This is a genomic window from Streptomyces sp. JNUCC 63 (genome assembly GCF_054366325.1).
Genome location: NZ_CM135963.1, coordinates 4613012 through 4631110 on the forward strand (window position 1 = coordinate 4613012; position 18099 = coordinate 4631110).

Annotated in this window: 16 protein-coding genes, 1 tRNA gene and 1 pseudogene; 12 read left to right on the plus strand and 6 right to left on the minus strand. The window is 70.4% G+C overall.

The genetic code is table 11. The features are described from left to right. Positions 1–4: 4 nt before the first annotated feature. Together ACX25U_RS21255 and ACX25U_RS21260 are read right to left on the minus strand one after the other, a co-directional pair. Complete coding sequence (locus tag ACX25U_RS21255; protein WP_454382314.1) at positions 5–658, minus strand: AmiS/UreI family transporter; 654 nt, start codon at positions 656–658, stop codon at positions 5–7. A 38-nt stretch (positions 659–696) separates the two neighbouring features. After that, positions 697–975 (minus strand): FmdB family zinc ribbon protein, encoded by a 279-nt coding sequence (locus ACX25U_RS21260; RefSeq protein WP_454382316.1) that lies wholly within the window; start codon positions 973–975, stop codon positions 697–699. Between the two features lie 452 nt (positions 976–1427). Between ACX25U_RS21260 and ACX25U_RS21265 the strand changes: the two genes are divergently transcribed. Next, the gene (locus ACX25U_RS21265; protein ID WP_454394409.1) at positions 1428–1850 is read left to right on the plus strand and encodes a hypothetical protein; all 423 of its coding nucleotides are present in this window, start codon (positions 1428–1430) and stop codon (positions 1848–1850) included. 55 nt (positions 1851–1905) lie between these two features. Here the strand turns inward: ACX25U_RS21265 and ACX25U_RS21270 are convergent, their stop codons facing one another. Beyond that, complete coding sequence (locus ACX25U_RS21270) at positions 1906–2382, minus strand: GNAT family N-acetyltransferase (RefSeq protein ID WP_454382318.1); 477 nt, start codon at positions 2380–2382, stop codon at positions 1906–1908. A 148-nt stretch (positions 2383–2530) separates the two neighbouring features. Between ACX25U_RS21270 and ACX25U_RS21275 the strand changes: the two genes are divergently transcribed. Beyond that, entirely contained in the window at positions 2531–3334 is an 804-nt protein-coding gene (locus tag ACX25U_RS21275) for an exodeoxyribonuclease III (protein ID WP_454382320.1), read from the plus strand. A gap of 43 nt (positions 3335–3377) precedes the next feature. On the opposite strand, the gene ACX25U_RS21280 is transcribed toward ACX25U_RS21275, so the two are convergent. Both ACX25U_RS21280 and ACX25U_RS21285 read right to left on the minus strand, forming a co-directional pair. Next, entirely contained in the window at positions 3378–4745 is a 1368-nt protein-coding gene (locus ACX25U_RS21280; RefSeq protein WP_454382322.1) for a recombinase family protein, read from the minus strand. Positions 4746–4929: 184 nt separating this feature from the next. Next, on the minus strand, positions 4930–5550 hold the full coding sequence (locus ACX25U_RS21285) for a MerR family transcriptional regulator (RefSeq protein WP_454394411.1): 621 nt from the start codon (positions 5548–5550) through the stop codon (positions 4930–4932). Positions 5551–5787: 237 nt separating this feature from the next. Here ACX25U_RS21285 and ACX25U_RS21290 point away from each other — a divergent pair, with 237 nt between their 5' ends. The 4 genes from ACX25U_RS21290 to ACX25U_RS21305 all read left to right on the plus strand — a co-directional run bounded on the left by ACX25U_RS21290 (position 5788) and on the right by ACX25U_RS21305 (position 9457). Then, on the plus strand, positions 5788–7299 hold the full coding sequence (locus ACX25U_RS21290; protein ID WP_454382324.1) for a flavin-containing monooxygenase: 1512 nt from the start codon (positions 5788–5790) through the stop codon (positions 7297–7299). Next, positions 7296–8285, plus strand: coding sequence for an alpha/beta fold hydrolase (locus tag ACX25U_RS21295; protein ID WP_454382326.1), 990 nt, complete (start codon positions 7296–7298; stop codon positions 8283–8285). The genes ACX25U_RS21290 and ACX25U_RS21295 overlap by 4 nt, the downstream gene beginning before the upstream one ends. Beyond that, the gene (locus tag ACX25U_RS21300) at positions 8282–9175 is read left to right on the plus strand and encodes an SDR family oxidoreductase (protein WP_454382328.1); all 894 of its coding nucleotides are present in this window, start codon (positions 8282–8284) and stop codon (positions 9173–9175) included. The genes ACX25U_RS21295 and ACX25U_RS21300 overlap by 4 nt, the downstream gene beginning before the upstream one ends. A 96-nt stretch (positions 9176–9271) precedes the next feature. Then, positions 9272–9457: a hypothetical protein gene (locus ACX25U_RS21305; protein ID WP_454382329.1), complete on the plus strand. Its 186-nt coding sequence runs from the start codon at positions 9272–9274 to the stop codon at positions 9455–9457. Between the two features lie 87 nt (positions 9458–9544). Here ACX25U_RS21305 and ACX25U_RS21310 read toward each other — a convergent pair whose 3' ends face one another. Next, positions 9545–13204 (minus strand): S41 family peptidase, encoded by a 3660-nt coding sequence (locus ACX25U_RS21310; RefSeq protein ID WP_454382330.1) that lies wholly within the window; start codon positions 13202–13204, stop codon positions 9545–9547. 191 nt (positions 13205–13395) lie between these two features. Here ACX25U_RS21310 and ACX25U_RS21315 point away from each other — a divergent pair, with 191 nt between their 5' ends. The 6 genes and pseudogenes from ACX25U_RS21315 to ACX25U_RS21340 all read left to right on the plus strand — a co-directional run bounded on the left by ACX25U_RS21315 (position 13396) and on the right by ACX25U_RS21340 (position 18056). Next, positions 13396–13995, plus strand: a complete 600-nt coding sequence (locus tag ACX25U_RS21315) for a TetR/AcrR family transcriptional regulator (protein WP_454382332.1) — start codon at positions 13396–13398, stop codon at positions 13993–13995. 104 nt (positions 13996–14099) lie between these two features. Further along, complete coding sequence (locus ACX25U_RS21320) at positions 14100–16304, plus strand: MMPL family transporter (RefSeq protein ID WP_454382334.1); 2205 nt, start codon at positions 14100–14102, stop codon at positions 16302–16304. 94 nt (positions 16305–16398) lie between these two features. Continuing rightward, positions 16399–16938 carry a YbaK/EbsC family protein gene (locus ACX25U_RS21325; protein WP_454382336.1) on the plus strand — a complete coding sequence of 180 codons (540 nt, stop codon included), beginning with the start codon at positions 16399–16401 and terminating at the stop codon, positions 16936–16938. 491 nt (positions 16939–17429) lie between these two features. Beyond that, positions 17430–17506 (plus strand) — tRNA-Met (locus ACX25U_RS21330). A 72-nt stretch (positions 17507–17578) separates the two neighbouring features. Next, a pseudogene (locus tag ACX25U_RS21335) lies at positions 17579–17704 on the plus strand (EamA family transporter); the annotation flags it as partial. Positions 17705–17783: 79 nt separating this feature from the next. Then, complete coding sequence (locus ACX25U_RS21340; RefSeq protein ID WP_454382338.1) at positions 17784–18056, plus strand: dsRBD fold-containing protein; 273 nt, start codon at positions 17784–17786, stop codon at positions 18054–18056. The last annotated feature ends 43 nt before the right edge of the window (positions 18057–18099 follow it).

Below are 18099 nucleotides of genomic sequence, written 5' to 3' on the forward strand. Positions count from 1 at the left end.
CTCCTCACTTCTGATCCGGTGATGTTGGAGCACCCGCACTATTGGCCGGCGGAGCGGCTTGGGTCGGCTGAGGCGGTTGACGGGTGAGCGGCCACAGCCCCACGAACATCAGCACGCCGAAGACCCCCAGGGCGATGGCGGTCTCGGTGGGGTGCTTCCAGTAGCCGGAGAGCAGTAGCCCCGCGGGAATGACACCGGTGACCCAGCCCTCGATCGCGGTGATCCAGCCCGTATAGGTCGTGAGGTGGTCCATCTTGAGACCGAGTAGCAGGAAGAACAGGAACCACAGCAAGGCCCAGTAGAGCCAGATGACCCCGAAGGGGTAGTCCTTCAAGAGCCGAAAATTGACGTACGAATATCCCAGGGCGGAAATTGCCACAAACAATGAGTAATAGCCGACCCCGGTGGTGTCGAGGTTGGCGAGCAGGCCGATACCCACATAGAGGTAGGTGAATCCGAACAGGTAGATGCCGGATGCCGCCAGGATCTTCTTGGGGTCGCCGCCGGCGGTGAAGATGAGGTAAGTCGGCGTCAGTACCTGCAGTGCGCCTACGAACAGGTTAAATACCGCTCCTGCCCGGGCATCGACCTTGCCGAGAAGCAGCAACCCATTGATGAAGAGCACCGCACCGACAAAGAGCAGTCCCACGTTTCCCACGGGGACGCACCTCCTGACTCCGTGTGGGGTGGAGACAGTCAGGGACGCGGCAACCGCGAAAGCGCGGGGTGCGGCAGCCGCTCCGGCCTTGTGCGCGGCGGCACTTCGGAAACCACTGCCGGGGCCTCGCGGGCCTGCTCCTCCCGTTCGTGGAGGGCGGCGGACACGCTCGAGGTCAACGACAGGCCGGGCGCGGAGTACAAACGCCTCGCAGGGTTTGTGCAAACGGGGCAGCCATACGTCTTGGGTGCCGTTCCGATCGTCAATTTCACGTCGAAAGAGCCACAGTGGCTGCACAGATATTCGTAAGTGGCCATTATCGCTCCGGAAACCGCTGGACGCTCGCGAACCCGAGTGTGCGGCGCGCCTGGAAAAGCGTGTGCCGCGGCTGTTTCCTCTCTTCAAGGAGACGTCTCGTCAATGGGCGTGTCAAGTCGGGGCGGGTCGCCCGCCCCTGACCTGCTCCGGCAGCCCGTGGTGTGCGCCGGGGCCCACCGGAAGCCGGCATGAACGAGCGGCCGCGTTGATCAGTCAGGCGCTGCGCGGAACCAGGAGAAGATCCATTACGTGAGGGGGCAATGGATCTTCCGGCATGCCGTGCCCACTGCGGCCTCGAGCCTGCTGTGAGCCGACTCACTCCGAATTTTGCTGGACGGCTGTGACCGACACCTTTAGTTTCGGTAAATAGATTGATTTTTCTTATGCGGAGGCGCCGGCGCCGCGCATAATGTCTCGCAAGAAAGCCAAGGAGGGCGGATCGGTGAGCAACATGGACGCCGTGTGGGTACGAGGCGTGAACGGCATTCAGTTGCATCACGTGACCGACCTTCAGGATGCCGGCAGGTTTTTGGGCAACGCGGCGATGGCGCTGCGGGCCGCGCACGTGAGGACCGGCACCGACCGGTACGCCGACATCGCCGCCGAACTGAACAGCCTGCTGAAGCGAGTGCGGGAGCTGGAGGACAAGGCGCGGGCGAGCATGCACGACCTGCACGCCAGTGACCCCGAGCAGTTTGCCCGCTGCAGGGATGGTGAGGAGCCGTGGCCCGGTGAGATCCCGGCAGGATTCATCCCCCGCCACACCTGCAGGGACGAGTGCCTCTACCACGACCGCGACGTCCTCGACGCCCTCATGCAGTGCACATGCGGCCGGCCGCCGTGCCGGGCGTGCGAGATCGGCGGGAAGCTCTGACGAGCCCGAGCCCGAGCCCGAGCCCGAGCCCGAACCCCAGCCCTGTCGACGCGCCCTACAGCCTCTTCGCCAGGCAGATGCTCGACTCGTACTCGCGGTAGTAGCCGAACTTGACGCACGGCTCGTAGCCGCTGGAGGTGTAGAGGGCGATGGCCTCCGGTTGCTGGTCGCCGGTCTCCAGGACCATGCGGAGGCGGCCGGCGGCGCGGGCGTCCTCCTCCAGCGTGGCGAGGATGCGGCGGGCCAGGCCCCGGCCGCGCATCCGCTCGATCACGTACATCCGCTTGAGCTCGGCGTCGCCGTCCTCGTTGCCCTCGGCGTTCCTGTCCTGGCTGCGCCAGCCGCCCGTGGCGACGGGGGTGCCGTCCTCGTCGTAGGCGATCAGGTACGCGCCGTTCGGGTGCCGGAAGTCGGCCGGGTCGAGGGGCGTGGCGTCGCCGCCGTCGCCGTAGCGGACGTGGTACTCGGCCTGGACCTCGTCGTTCAGCTTGACGGCGTCGGGATGGTCGAAGGGCACAGGGCGGATATGCATGTGGTAAACCGTATATCGATGCGTTGGCGGGCAGGGGCGCGGTCTTCGAAAAGACCTCGTTCAGTGTGCAGGTATGGTGCCTCCGTGTTGACTGTGACCTCCGTCAATGTGTCCGGAGGGGGTCGTCAGTGAAGGCAAGGAGAGTGTTTTGCTCACTGTGACCTCCGTCAATGTGAACGGACTGCGCGCCGCCGCCAAGAAGGGCTTCGTGGAGTGGCTCGCCGGGACCCGGGCCGACGTGCTGTGCCTGCAGGAGGTGCGCGCCGAGCCGCATCAGCTGCCCGAGCACGTCCGCACGCCCGACGGCTGGCACGTCGTGCACGCGCCCGCCGCCGCCAAGGGCCGCGCCGGCGTCTCGCTCTACACCCGCCGCGAACCCGACCGGGTCCAAGTCGGCTTCGGGTCTGCCGAGTTCGACGGCAGCGGGCGGTACGTCGAGGCCGACCTGCCCGGTGTCACCGTCGCCAGCCTCTACCTGCCCTCCGGCGAGGTCGGCACCGAGCGGCAGGACGAGAAGGTCCGCTTCATGGGCGAGTTCCTCGCCTACCTGAAGGAGCTGCGCGAGCGGGCCGCCGCCGACGGCCGCGAGGTCCTCGTCTGCGGCGACTGGAACATCGCCCACCAGCAGGCCGACCTCAAGAACTGGCGCGGCAACACCAAGAACTCCGGCTTCCTGCCGGAGGAGCGGGAGTGGCTGACCCAGGTCTTCGACCCGGCGGACGGTGGATACGTGGATGTGGTGCGAGCACTGCACCCGGAGGTCGAGGGGCCGTACACGTGGTGGTCGTATCGAGGGCGCGCTTTCGAGAACGATTCGGGATGGAGGATCGACCTCGCCGTCGCGACTCCTGGGCTCGCCCGGCGTGCGGTCAAGGCGTATGTGGAACGGGCTGCCAGCTATGAGGAACGCTGGTCGGATCATGCTCCGGTGACGGCGGTCTTCGAGCCATGAGGAGACGGTGTGGGGCGCACCGAGTCGGCACGCCCCGTCCGTTTCAGTGTTGTGGCTGGTCGGGTGAGGAGTTCCCGATAGTGAACGTCAGGCGTGAAGTGTCCGGGCCGGCCAGCCGTTCCGGCCCGCCGCCGGGCCGTCCCTTCGTGACAGTGACACGGACGCCGTCGCGGAGCAGATCCTCGCGGGACACAGAGATCTCCGTCGCCGTCGCTCGACGATAGTGGTCGAGCGTGTACTTCTCGAGCCAATCGGAGCGCATGCCCGCCGGAGTGGAGCACACGTCACCCCGCGCGGTCGCTCGACACACGTAGTCGCCGTGCGGGTACCCCTTGCGTACGGCGAAGTACATTCGACCACCGCAGCCCGCGCAGTATGCGATACCGGTGAGCAGCGAAGTCGTCCGACTTCTCGGACAGCGGGTGCCGTTCGAGCGTGCGTCGAGGGCATCCTGCAACGCGTCGAAATCCTTCTCGGAAAGCAATGGCTGCCCGATGAGTACGGGCGCACCGGATGAATCGCGGACGGTCCGGCCCTGGTGCGTGCGATGTCCCACCAACGACGGGCTGCGCAAAACTTTGGACAGGGTGCCCGACGTCCATCGGAACCGTTCGAAGTCCCGCCCGTGGCGTCGTCCGCCCATCGGCCGGCCTTGGAGCTGAGCGTGGCGGTCGCGGGGCACTGGCACACCTTGGTCGCTCAGTCCTCGTGCGATGGCCACCAGAGATCGTCCCGCATGTACGTCCTCCACGATCGACCGGACGAGGGTGGCGGTCTCGGGGTCGGGAGCCAGACACCAGCCGATGCCATTGGGGTGCGGAATCTTCCGGTAGCCGAAAGGAACCAGACCGCCGCCGTATCGGCCTGTGGCGCGCAGTGCTTCGTGGGCGCCGGTGAGCCGAGCAGAGATGGCGCGAGCTTCCTGCTCGGCGGCGTAGGCCAGGTCCATGCACCGACGGATGACGTTGCCGTCTGCCTGCGGCATGACAACGAGAGGCTGTTGAGCCTCGGGCATCCCGAAGACGAGCATCGTTGTGTGCGTTTGTCCCCACTCGATCAACTGGGACATGTGAGCAACGGATCGTACGGCGCGGTCCACATGTGACCACACGAGGGCGTCGTACTCGTCAGGACGTTGCAGCCAAGGCGACAGGGACGGCCTTTCGAACGGAGACGTCTTGCGCGCAGAGACTCCGAGATCTGCAGCTTCGGCGATCAGGGTCAAGCCCAGTTGCTCTGAGCACAGTTGGATCGCGGCACGCTGCCTGCCGGGTGACGTGGTCACTTTGGTGAGAATGCTGAGACGTACGACACCGAGGGCTCGCGATGATCCGATACGAGCTGAAGTCGGCTGGGATGGTTGAGGGTTATGCTCATGCACGTCGGCGCTCCCAAGCAGTGTCGGCCACACCCCGGGGCTGGTCGCACAGCCGCCGGGGGCTTTTCGATTTCACTCTCGGAGCGCGAGCTCGGTGCTGTCTTCCGTTATGCGGAAAGTGCCTCGATGGAGTGAATGTGCACAAAACGCAGGACGCTAGACCAACTGTGCTTCCATACCGTGCTCCACGGACGGTCGTCGGTCGTTCAACCGCAGGTCACGCCTGCTTCCGCAGCCGCCGGTCCAGCGCCATCGACAGTTCCGCCTCCACCACGCTCTTCGCCAGCGGGCGCAGGCGCCGCAGGTCCTCCTCGGGGGCGTGGCGGAGGATCAGGTCGGTGAAGAGGACGGCGAGGGCGTCGGCGTGTTCGCGGACGCGGCGGCCGGCGGCGAGGACCTCGGCGAGGGGGATGCCCTCGCGGACCAGGGCGGAGGAGACGTCCAGCAGGCGGCGGCTGACGTGGACGATCTCGCCGCCGTCGGTGCCGACGTAGCCGAGTTCCATGGCGGCGGCCAGGTTCTCGGCCGTGACCTCGCCGGCGAAGTGGTCGGCGAGGTCCTCCGGGGTGAGGCGGACCGGGATCTCCTCTGTCGGGGCGCCGAGGCCCAGCAGGTCGCCGACGTCCCGGCCGTGGTCGAAGGCCTCGGCCAGCTCGGCTATGCCGTTGAGGGTGTGGCCGCGTTCCAGCAGCGCCGAGATCGTGCGCAGGCGGGCCAGGTGACGGTCGTCGTACCAGGCGATACGGCCCTCGCGGCGCGGCGGCGGGATCAGCTTGCGCTCGCGGTAGAAGCGCAGGGTGCGCACGGTGATGCCGGCCAGCCGGGCCAGTTCCTCCATGCGGTACTCGCGTCGGCCGCCGGCCTGTCCGCCGCGTTCCCCACCGTCTTCTGCCACGGCAGCAGCCTATGTTGTACCGCCGGTACCCGCGGCGGCAGCCGCTGATGTCAAACGCCCCTGCACGCCCCCTACCCATCAGTACGCACCTCCTCTACTCTCCCCATTGCGCCAGTGTTCACTGGCAGAGTCGCCGAAGGCTGGACGCGAGTCGCGGCACGCGAGGCAGGGAGGGGTGCGATGTCCGAGCACCAACATGTGCGGGTGGCGGTGATCGGGTCCGGCTTCGGCGGGCTGGGCGCCGCCGTGCGGCTGCGCCGGGAGGGGATCACCGACTTCGTCGTGCTGGAGCGGGCGGGCAGTGTCGGCGGCACCTGGCGCGACAACAGCTATCCGGGGTGCGCCTGCGACGTGCCCTCGCACCTGTACTCGTTCTCCTTCGCGCCCAACCCCGACTGGCCGCGCACCTTCTCCGGGCAGGAGCACATCCGCGCCTACCTGGAGCACGTCACGGACGTCTTCCACCTCCGCCCGCACATCCGCTTCGACTCCGAGGTCAAGAAGATGACCTGGGACGCGGAGAAGCTGCGCTGGGACATCGAGACCACCGGCGGGAACCTCTCCGCCGACGTCGTCGTCTCCGCCACCGGGCCGCTGTCCGACCCGAAGGTCCCGGCCGTCCCGGGGCTCGACTCCTTCCCCGGCAAGGTCTTCCACTCCGCCCGCTGGGACCACGGCTACGACCTCGCCGGCAAGCGGGTCGCCATGGTCGGCACCGGCGCCTCCGCCATCCAGATCGTGCCGTCCATCCAGCCGGAGGTCGCCCGGCTCACCGTCTTCCAGCGCACCCCGCCGTGGGTGCTGCCCCGCGTCGACCGCGCGATCAGCGGCGCGGAGCGCTCACTGCATCGCGCGCTGCCGTTCACCACGCAGCTGCGCCGCGGACTGCTGTGGGGCATCCGGGAGTTGCAGGTCCAGGCGTTCACCAAGCACCCCGACGAGCTCGGCTTCGTCGAGCGGTTGGCCAAGCGCAACATGGCCCGCGCCATCAAGGACCCGGCGCTGCGCGCAAAGCTCACCCCGGACTACCGCATCGGCTGCAAGCGGATCCTGCTGTCCAACACGTACTACCCGGCGCTCGCGCAGGACAACGTGGACGTCGTCGCGAGCGAGATCGTCGAGGTCCGCGGGTCGGCCGTCGTCGCCGCCGACGGCACCGAGGCCGAGGTGGACGCGATCGTCCTCGGTACGGGCTTCCACGTCACCGACCTGCCGATCGCCGAGCGGATCGTCGGCGCGGACGGCCGTACGCTCGCCGAGACCTGGAAGGACGGCATGGCGGCGCTGCGCGGTGCCTCCGCGGCAGGCTTCCCGAACTGGATGACGATCATCGGGCCCAACACCGGCCTCGGGAACTCCTCGATGATTCTCATGATCGAGTCCCAACTGAACTACATGGCCGACTTCCTGCGCCAGCTGAACGTCCTCGGCGGCCGGGCCGCCCTCGACGCCCGCCCGAGCGCGGTGAACGCCTGGAACCGCAAGGTGCAGGACCGCATGGAGCGCACGGTGTGGAACACCGGCGGCTGCACCAGCTGGTACCTGGACGCGAGCGGCCGCAACACCACCGTCTGGCCCGGTACGACGGCCGAGTTCCGGCGGGTCACGCGGCGGGTGGACCTCGCCGAGTACCAGGTGCTGCGGGCGCCCGTCAGGAAGAGTGCCGCCGAGCCGGCGGAGGTGGAGGCGTGAGACGTACGCTCCGCGTCACGCCCGGCCCCTACGCCCCTCCCGTCCCCGCCCACGAACTCACCGCCGTCTCCGCCGACGGCGCCCGGCTGCACGTCGAGGTGCACGGGCCCGCCGACAGACCTGACGGCCCCGACGCCCCGGCCGTCGTCCTCGTCCACGGCTGGACCTGCTCCACGGCCTTCTGGGCCGCGCAGATCCGGGACCTGGCCGCCGACCACCGTGTCATCGCCTACGACCAGCGCGGCCACGGACGCAGTCCGGCGAGCCGCGCGTGCGGTACGGAGGCGCTCGCCGACGACCTGGAGGCCGTGCTCGCCGCGACCCTCGCGCCCGGCGAGAGGGCGGTGATCGCGGGCCACTCGATGGGCGGGATGACGGTCATGGCCGCGTCCGGCCGGGCCGGCTTCCGGGAGCACGCGGCGGCCGTTCTGCTGTGCAGCACGGGAAGTTCACGGCTGGTCGCCGAGGCGACCGTCGTACCGATCCGGGCCGGGCGGCTGCGGACCTGGCTGACCCGGCACATCCTCGGCTCCCGGGCGCCGCTCGGGCCGGTCACTCCGCTCGCCCTGCGCATCCTCAAGTACGGGACGATGGGCCCCGGTTCGACGCCGCACATGGTCGAGGCGTGTGCGCGGATCGTGCACGCCTGCCCGCGCCGGGTGCGCCACGCCTGGTCGCAGGTGCTGTATCTGCTCGATCTCGACCATGGTGTAAGGGAGTTGAACGTGCCGACGGCGGTCGTCGTGGGCACGGCCGACCGGCTGACCCCGCCGGTGCACGCGCGGGCGCTGGCCGAGGCGCTGCCGCGGTGCGTCGGCCTGACCGAGCTGCCCGGGCTCGGGCACATGACGCCGGTGGAGGTGCCCGAGCTGGTCACCGGGAGGATCCGGGAGCTCGTCACCGCCTACGTACGCGCACGCGAGAGCGACAACGACAACGACGACGCACGGATCAACGACGACGCACGGATCAGGGAGGGCGCATGAGCAGGGCGGGCCTGGAGGGGCAGGTCGCGGTCGTCACGGGGGCCGCGCGGGGCGTGGGCGAGCTGCTCGCGCGCAAGCTGTCCGCGCGCGGCGCGAAGATCGCGCTGGTCGGGCTGGAGCCGGACGCGCTCAAGCAGGTCGGTGAGCGGCTGCACGGCGAGAGCGCCCACTGGCACGCCGACGTCACCGACCACGAGGCGATGACACGGGTCGCCGCGGAGGTCGAGGAGCGGTTCGGCAAGGTCGACATCGTGGTCGCCAACGCCGGTGTGGCGAGCGGCGGTCCGTTCGCCGCCTCCGATCCGGAGTCCTGGCGGCGGGTGATCGAGGTCAACCTCATCGGATCGGCGGTCACCGGGCGGGCGTTCCTGCCGGCGCTCACCGAGAGCCGGGGCTATCTGCTGCAGATCGCCTCGCTCGCCGCGATCACGCCGGCGCCGATGATGACGGCGTACTGCGCCTCCAAGTCCGGTGTGGAGGCGTACGCGCACAGCCTGCGTGCCGAAGTCGGCCACAAGGGCGTGCGGGTGGGCGTCGCGTATCTGTCGTGGACCGACACCGACATGGTCCGCGGGGCCGATCAGGACGACGTCATGCGGGAGTTGAGGCAGCGGCTGCCGTGGCCGGCGAACAGGACCTATCCGCTGGGGCCCGCGGTGGACCGGATCGTGGCCGGGATCGAGCGGCGCGCCGGCCATGTGTACGGGCAGTGGTGGCTGCGTGGGATGCAGGGCGTGCGCGGGTACCTGCCGGGGATCGTCGCGACCGCGGGGCAGCGGGAGATGCGGCGGTTCGCGGACCGGCTGACGGGCATGCGGACCGGGTTGGTCGGCGCGGGCGGCGCGGCCGACGAGCAGCACCGGACGACCTCGACTACGTACCGTCACTGATCGACATGCGCAGGGTCACCGCCCGTGTGAATCTGGTCGAGGCCGATCCCCTCGTCCACTTGGGGATCACCCTCACCCATACGGGAGTGAAACAGCATGGGCATGAAGGACAAGTCCCAGGGCCAGGCCGGGCAGGCGCAGCGGCAGGGCAAGGAGAAGCCCGGCGCGGGCCGGGAGAAGACGGGTCAGCGCTCCCCCCAGGAGCGTGACCGTGCCCGGCAGGGTGTCGGGGACACACACGACGAGATGGAGGACCGCCTCAACCAGGACTACGACCGGTAGTCACTGTTGTTGCCGCGCTCGGCTTCGGCCGTAACGGCGTGGGGTGCCCCGTGTGTTGGGGCACCCCACGTTTGTCGGCGGGCGGGCTCAGTGACGCGGAGGCAGCTTCGGCCGCGAGCGGTCGGGTACGTCGCTGTAGTCGGGCGGGGTCGCCGCCGGGTTGGCCTCCAGGAGTTCCCGGGCCAGTTCGATGGCGTCGTCCATCTCGACGTGGCGGCCCTCGGCCCAGTCCAGGGGGGTGCGCAGGCTCTCCACGTCGGGGGCGACGCCGTGGTTCTCGACGGACCAGCCGTAGGCGTCGAACCAGGCCGCGTTCATCGGTACGGTGATGATCGTGCCGTCGCCGAGGCGGTGCCGGCCGGTCATGCCGACCACGCCGCCCCAGGTGCGCTGACCGACCACCGGGCCCAGCTTCAGCAGCTTGAAGGCCGCGGTGATCATGTCGCCGTCGGAGGAGGTCGCCTCGTCGGCGAGGGCCACGACCGGGCCGCGGGGCGCGTCGGAGGTGTACGACACCGGCTGGGCGTTACGGGTCAGGTCCCAGCCGAGGATGGTGCGGGTCAGCTTCTCTATCACCAGTTCGCTGATGTGGCCGCCGGCGTTGCCGCGGACGTCGACGATCAGCGCGGGCCGGGACATCTCCATGCGCAGGTCCCGGTTGAACTGGGCCCAGCCGGAGCCGCCCATGTCGGGGATGTGCAGGTAGCCGCAGCGGCCGCCGCTCAACTCCCTCACGACAGCCCTTCGTTTGGCCACCCAGTCCTGGTAGCGCAGCGGGCGCTCGTCGATCAGCGGGACGATGGCGACCCGGCGTGGCGGCCCGCCCTCCGCGGGCTCGAACGTCAGCTCCACCGTCGTACCGCCCGAACCGGCCAGCAGCGGATACGGGCCCGCCACCGGGTCCACCGGGCGGCCGTCCACGTGGGTCAGGACCGCGCCCTCGCGGATGCCGGTGCCGGCCAGCGGGGAGCGGGCCCTGGAGTCGGAGGAGTCGCCGGGCAGGATCCGCTTGACGGTCCAACGGCCGTCCCGGCACACCAGGTTGGCGCCGAGCAGGCCCTGCCAGCGCTGGTAGTGCGCGGGGCCCTCGTTGCGGCGGGCGGCGGCGACGTAGGCGTGGGAGGTGCCCAGCTCGCCGAGCACTTCGCGCAGCAGGTCGGCGAACTCGTCGGGGGACGCGACGCGTTCGACCAGCGGGCGGTACTGGGCGAGCACCCCGTCCCAGTCGATGCCGCACATCTCCGGCTCCCAGAAGTAGGCCCGGATCAGCCGGCCCGCCTCCTCGTACGACTGGCGCCACTCGGCGGGCGGGTCGACCACGTGCAGGATCCGGCGCAGGTCGATCCAGGTCGTGGTGTCGCTGTCACCGATCTCCGTGGAGGGCACCGCGCGCAGGTCGCCCTCGTCGGCGACGACGAGCCGGGTGCCGTCGCCGCTGACCGCGAAGAAGTCGAGGTGGCCCACGAGTTCGTACTTCTTCGCCTTGCTGAGGTTGAAGTGCTCCAGCGTCGGCCGGCCGGAGGTGTCGTCCGGGTTGACGAACGTCTCGCCCAGCGCACCGGAGATCGGCCAGCGCAGCCAGACCAGACCGCCACCGGCGACCGGGCGCAGCGCGGAGTACTTGGACGCCGTGACCGGGAACGGCGTGACCCGGCTCTCCAGGCCCTCGACCTCCACGGTCACCGCGCCGGGCTCGCCGGTCTCCTCGTCCTCGGCGGGGTCCAGACCGCCGGCGGCCGGGCGGCCCTCGGGGTTCAGCGCGAAGGGGGAGGGGGTCGCGGAGGACAGCGGGACCAGGTAGGGCTTGCAGCCGAGCGGGAAGGACAGGTCCCCGGTGTGCACGTCGTACACCGGGTCGAAGCCGCGCCACGACAGGAAGGCCAGATACCGGCCGTCCCGGGTGAACACCGGGTTCTCGTCCTCGAACCGTCCATTGGTCACGTCGACGATCAGCCGGTCCTTGATCCGGGCCATCCTGATCTGCCGCAACGACCGCCCCACCCCGGGCTGCGACCAGGTCAACCACGCCCCGTCCGGCGAGAACGCCAGATCCCGCACGGGACCGTTGACAGACCGCGCCAACTCGGTGACGCCCCCGCCCGAACTCTCCGCGGTACCCCCCGCGGCGGGTCCGGCGGAGCCGGCAGTGGGGCCGGGGGTGCCGGAGCCGGCGGAGGTGCCCGCGGGGCTCGCGGCGCCGGAGCCGCCGAAGTCGGCGGAGCCTGTCGCGCCTTGGACGTCCTGCGAGCCGACGGGACCGCTCACGCTCGCGGGACGGCCCGCATCCGCGGGTTCGCCTGCGTCCGTGGGACTGCCTGTGCTCGTGGAGTCGCCTGCGTCCGTGGGACGGCCCGCATCCGCGGGTTCGCCTGCGTCCGTGGGACTGCCTGTGCTCGTGGAGTCGCCCGCGCCCGTGGAGCCGCCCGCGCCCGCGGGCTCACTCCCGATGTCCGACCCCCCGGCGTCCGCCGAGCCCTCCGTCGCTCCCGAGCCGCCCGAGTCACCAACGGCGTCCGAGTCACCGGCATCCACGTCCAGGAGCAGCAGGCGGCCGTCGTGGGAGGCCATGGCCAGGCGTTCGCCGGCGGGGTCGGAGGTCAGTTCCAGGACGCGGCCGAGGCGGCCGGAGGCCAGGCGGCGGGGTGGGCGGGCTCCGGTGGCTCGGGGGAGGTGGGCGATCTCGACGGCGTCCTCGCCCTCGGCGTCGGTGACGTAGGCGACCTGGCCGGTCTCGCCGAGCATCTCCGGCAGCCGGATCCGTACGCCCGGTGTGTCGATGAGGGTGCGCGCGGGGCCGTCGCGGTGGGTCAGCCAGTGCAGGGAGCCCCGTACGACGACCGCGCTGGCCCGGCCCGTCTCGTCGACGGAGATGCCGTCGACGTGCTGGGCGGCCGGCACGTGGTAGCGGCGCCGGCCCGCCTGTGCCCCGCTCAGCCGTACCTCGAGCTTGCGCGGGACCGAGTCCGGGGACAGGTCGTCCACGACCCACAGGTCGCCCGCGCACTGGTACACCACCCGCGTGCCGTCGCTCGCGGCGTGCCGGGCGTAGAAGGCGTCGTGGTCGGTGTGCCGGCGCAGGTCGGAGCCGTCGTAGGCGCACGAGTAGAGGTTGCCCACGCCCTCGTGGTCGGAGAGGAAGGCGATCCGGCCGCCGACGAACATGGGACAGGCCAGATGCCCTCCGGTGCCGGCGAGCAGCCGTTGCCCGTGCAGCCACAGCCGGCCCATGGCACCGCCCCGGTACCGCTTCCAGGAGGCCGGTTCGTGCGGCGGCGTGCCGGTCAGCAGCAGGGTCTTGTGCCCGCCGTCCACGTCGGCGACCTGGAGGTCGGCCACCGGTCCCCAGGGCAGCTTGCGGCCGGGGGAGCCGTCGGTGGCGACCTTGTAGGCCGAGGTGAAGTAGGAGAAGGGCTCGCCGTGGGAGGTGACGGCGAGGATGTCGAGGTGGCCGTGTTCGTCGGGCGGCGCCCACCCGCACACGCGGGTGTCGGTGCTGCCCCAGTACGTCAGCTGCCGGCCCGGTCCGCCGTCCACCGGAACCAGGTGGATCTCGGGCACCAGACTCCGCCAGCTCGTGTACGCGATGTGTCGCCCGTCGGGCGAGAAGCGGGGATGGCCGACCTTGGTGCGGTCCACGGTGAGCCGCCAGGCACGGTCCGCTCCGTCGAGCGGCGCCAGCCAGAGGTCGTCCTCGGCCACGAAGCACAGCAGGTCGCCGCTGAGGTGCGGCAGGCGCAGATAGCTCACCTTCCCATGCTTCGCCCGGGTATGGCCCGCAGCAACTTATGAAGAACCGACAACCGTGACTCAGCCCACGTACGAAACCGTTTCGTTTCGCTCCGTCCCTGCGCTACATTCGTCGCGTACGAGACGCACACCGAAGCACGTGCAGAAGCGCGTACGAGACCGTGTCGTTCGGAGAGGGAAGGCGACAGACCATGGCTGAGGTCGCACCACCGCGTCGCAGCCGTCTCACGCCCGAGCGCGAGGCCGAGCTGTACGAGACCGTGCTCGACCTGCTCCGCGAGGTCGGCTACGACGCCCTCACCATGGACGCCGTCGCCGCCCGCACCCGCTCCAGCAAGGCCACCCTCTACCGCCAGTGGGGCGGCAAGGCCGAGCTGGTGGTGAAGGCCATCCGGCACGGCAAGCCCGCCCGGATCGAGGAGATCGACACCGGCACGCTCCGCGGCGACCTGCACGCCCTCGTGGCGCTGGAGGACGACTGCACCGTGGAGCGCAACGCCGCGCTGATGCGGGGCGTGGCCATGGCGATCCACCAGAACCCGGATCTGCGCCAGGCGTTCCGGGAACAGCTGGTGGAGCCGGAGATGGCCGAGTTCCGGCGGGTGCTGCAGCGCGCCGTCGACCGGGGCGAGATCCGGCCGGACTGCCCGGCACTGGAGTTCCTGCTGCACATGATGGTCGGCGGGTTCGCCACCCGGACACTGCTGGACGACCAGCCGCCGACGCGGACCTTCCTCACCTCGTACATCGACGCCGTGGTTCTCCCCGCCCTCGGCGTGTCCACCTCCTGACAGATCCCCACCTCGCGTAGCACCTGACGCCGAACCGCTCACGTCGTCGGGCTGATGACCCCTGCCCAGAACAACCCCCACGACCTGACCGGGAGTACGTCAACGTGGCCACGATCCTCTACAGACTCGGCCGCCTCGCCTTCCGGCGACGGCACTTCGTCGCCCTGATCTGGGTGGCGCTGCTCACCCTCGCCGGCGTCGGCGCCGCCTCCGCGCCCACCGCGGGCAACACCTCCTTCTCCATCCCCGGCACCGAGGCGCAGCGGGCCTTCGACCTGCTGGAGCAGCGCTTCCCCGGCGCGAGCGCCGACGGGGCGACCGCCCGCGTGGTGTTCAGGGCGCCGGACGGCGAGAAGATGACGGACGCCGGCAACAAGGCGACCGTCAAGAAGACCGTCAAGGAGCTGTCCGACGGCTCCGAGGTCGCCTCCGTCACCGACCCCTACACCACCAGGGCCGTCAGCCGGGACGGCACGATCGCGTACGCGTCGGTGAGCTACAAGGTCTCCGGAATGGAGCTGGAGGACTCCTCCCGCACCGCCCTGCAGACGGCCGCGCAGCACGCGCGGGACGCCGGGCTGACCGTGGAGATCGGCGGCGACGCCCTCCACGCCGTGCCCCGGACCGGCGCGGCGGAGGTCATCGGGATCGGCATCGCGGCCGTCGTCCTCGTCATCACCTTCGGCTCGCTGCTCGCGGCCGGACTTCCGCTGCTGACCGCGCTCATCGGCGTCGGCATCGGCGTCGCCACGATCACCGCCCTCGCCGGCACCCTCGACCTGGGCTCCACCACCTCCACCCTGGCCACGATGATCGGCCTCGCGGTCGGCATCGACTACGCGCTGTTCATCGTCTCCCGCTACCGCGCGGAGCTCGCCGAGGGCCGCGAGCGCGAGGAGGCGGCCGGGCGGGCCGTCGGCACGGCGGGCTCCGCGGTGGTCTTCGCCGGCCTCACCGTCGTGATCGCCCTGGTCGGCCTGTCCGTGGTCAACATCCCGATGCTGACGAAGATGGGCATCGCCGCCGCCGGAACGGTCGTCATCGCCGTCCTCATCGCGCTCACGATGATCCCGGCGCTGCTGGGCTACGCGGGCCGCAAGGTGAAGCCGGCCGGGGAGAGCGGGCTGCTCGGCCGCGGGCGCGCCGGGAAGAAGCCGGGCCGGCCGAACATGGGCACGCGCTGGGCGAGCTTCGTCGTCCGCCGCCCCGTCGCCGTACTGCTGCTCGGCGTGATCGGCCTGGGCGCCGCCGCGATCCCGGCCGCCTCCCTCGAACTGGGCCTGCCCGACGACGGCTCCCAGCCCACCTCCACCACCCAGCGCCGCGCCTACGACCTGCTCTCCGAGGGCTTCGGCCCCGGCTTCAACGGCCCGCTCATGGTCGTCGTCGACGCGAAGGGCAGCGACGATCCGAAGGCGTCCTTCACCCGGGTCACCGACGAGATCAAGGGTCTCAAGGACGTCGTGACGGTGACTCCGGCGCAGCCCAACAAGGCCGACGACACGGCGATCGTCACCGTCGTCCCCCAGTCCAAGCCGTCCTCGACCGCCACCGAGGACCTGGTGCACGCCATCCGCGGCGCGGGCGCGGACATCGAGGCCAAGACGGACGCGAAGGTCCTGGTCACCGGCTCCACGGCGGTGAACATCGACGTCTCGCAGAAGCTGAACGACGCGCTGCTGCCGTACCTGGCCCTGGTGGTCGGCCTCGCCTTCCTGCTGCTGATCGTGGTCTTCCGCTCGGTCCTCGTCCCGCTCAAGGCGGCGCTCGGCTTCCTGCTGTCGGTGCTGGCGGCGCTCGGCGCGGTGGTCGCGGTCTTCCAGTGGGGCTGGCTGTCCGGACTGATGGGCGTGGAGCAGACCGGCCCGGTCATGTCGATGATGCCGATCTTCATGGTGGGCGTCGTCTTCGGTCTGGCCATGGACTACGAGGTGTTCCTCGTGACCCGGATGCGCGAGGCCTACGTCCACGGGGAGAAGCCCGGCCAGGCCGTGGTGACCGGCTTCCGGCACAGCGCCCGGGTGGTGACGGCCGCCGCGGTCATCATGATCGCCGTCTTCTCCGGGTTCATCGGCTCCAGCGAGTCGATGGTCAAGATGATCGGCTTCGGCCTGGCGGTCGCGGTGTTCTTCGACGCGTTCATCGTGCGCATGGCGATCGTGCCGGCGGTCCTGGCCCTGCTGGGCCACAGGGCCTGGTGGCTGCCGAGGTGGCTGGACCGCGCCCTGCCCAACGTCGACGTGGAGGGCGAGGGCCTGCGCACCGAGCAGGCCGATCCCGCCGACGGCCGGGCGCTGGTACGGGCCTGAGCCCACGGCTCGGCCGGGAGACCGGCCGGTGAGGGTGCCGTGGGGACGGCGCACCCTCACCGGCCTTCCGTACGCAGCGGCTAACCTGCCGTCCATGACGACGCCACCCGAGTCCGCGGCCCATCCCCGTTTTGCCGAAGCCCTGCGTGAGCTGGGGCTCGAGGAGCTGATCGCCGAGGTCCGCCGGTTCCCCGAGGCGACCCGGACCGCCGCCGAGGCCGCCGCGGCCGTCGGCTGCGAGCTGAGCCAGATCTGCAAGTCGCTGATCTTCGCCGCATGGGGGTCCCCCCTGCTCGAGCGCAGTCGAGAGCTCGGGGGAGGGGAGCCGGTCCTGGTGCTCATGGACGGGTCCTCCCGCGTGGACCTCGAACGGGTGAGGGAGGAGCTCGGCGCGGAGAAGGTCACCCGGGCCAAGGCCGACGTCGTACGGGAGACCACCGGGTACGCCATCGGCGGCGTACCGCCCTTCGGCCACCGGACGCGGACGCGGGTGCTCGCCGACCGTTCGCTGCTGGAGCACGACGTGGTCTGGGCGGCCGCCGGAACTCCGTACACCGTCTTCCCGATGGAACCCAAGGCGCTGGCCGCCCAGGCCGGGGCCGTCCTCGTGGACGTGCGTGAGCGCACCGCGTGACGCCACCCGTGACCGCCGCCGTGCTGCCGGCCGCGGATGGGGGTACCTCCCACACGTTCAGCAGTGGGGGAGCATGCGAGCAGGAACGCGATCGCCCACCGGATCACCGGCAAGCTGGTCGGGTTACACCCATCGCGGGCGGGGCCTGCTGATCGGGCTGACCACGGCGCCGTTCGCCCCGCTCCCGGCCCACGGCGCGTGACCGTACCTGTGCGCCTCGGCGGCCATCCACGTCGTGTACCACGCCCTGCCGACGAAGTCCTTCCGGCCGGGCGACTTCGGGCAGGCCTGTCCGAACTCGCACCGGTCGCCGCGCTGCGGGAATCATCGGTCAAGCACTGCTCATGCAGTAATGACCTGGCTGGTCGGGGGCCGGACGCCGAGCAGTGGCCAAGGCGTGGAGCTTTTGAGCCCGCTCGGTCCCGGAGGGAGCAGGCCACCGTGGCTGGTCACTGGATGCCGCTGAGTGGCGTAGAGTGTTCCTACACCGACGCGGGGTGGAGCAGCTCGGTAGCTCGCTGGGCTCATAACCCAGAGGTCGCAGGTTCAAATCCTGTCCCCGCTACCACATGAAGCGGAGCCTGGGCATACACGCCAGGCTCCGCTTCGTATATTGCCGGGCAGTTTTCTCTCGGCCCAGCGGGTGATGTCGATCCTCGTGGGTGCCGCGGTCGGTGCGGTGTTCTCCAAAGAGCGCTTCGGGGCGCCGCGCATCGCCGCCGCGGGGCTGCTGGTCGTAGGGATCGAGCTGATGCTGCGCGCCGGGCAGGGCCGGGTTTTGGGTGCGCGAGCGCCGTGTGAGGGGCACTCTGGAAGCAGGTGTTCCGGAGGTGATCGTCATGACGATGAAGACCGCTGTGGGATGGCATGTCGAGCTGGAGTTCAAGGAGGACGACCAGCACACCCGGGCGGTGGCGTTGGTCCGCCTGCCCGACGGCAGCGAGGTCCGGGCGCACGGGCGGGCCAGCCGGCACCGCACCGACTCCAATCAGCCGCGGGTCGGTGAGGAGATCGCCGGAGCGAGGGCCCTGAACGAGCTCGCCTTGGAGCTCCTGACCAAGGCGCACACCGAGATCGACGAGGCATCGGGCCGCACGTCCCAGCCCATCCACGTCTGATACGGCCGCACCGGGCGGTACCGCCGCCCCGCTCCGGGCCCCG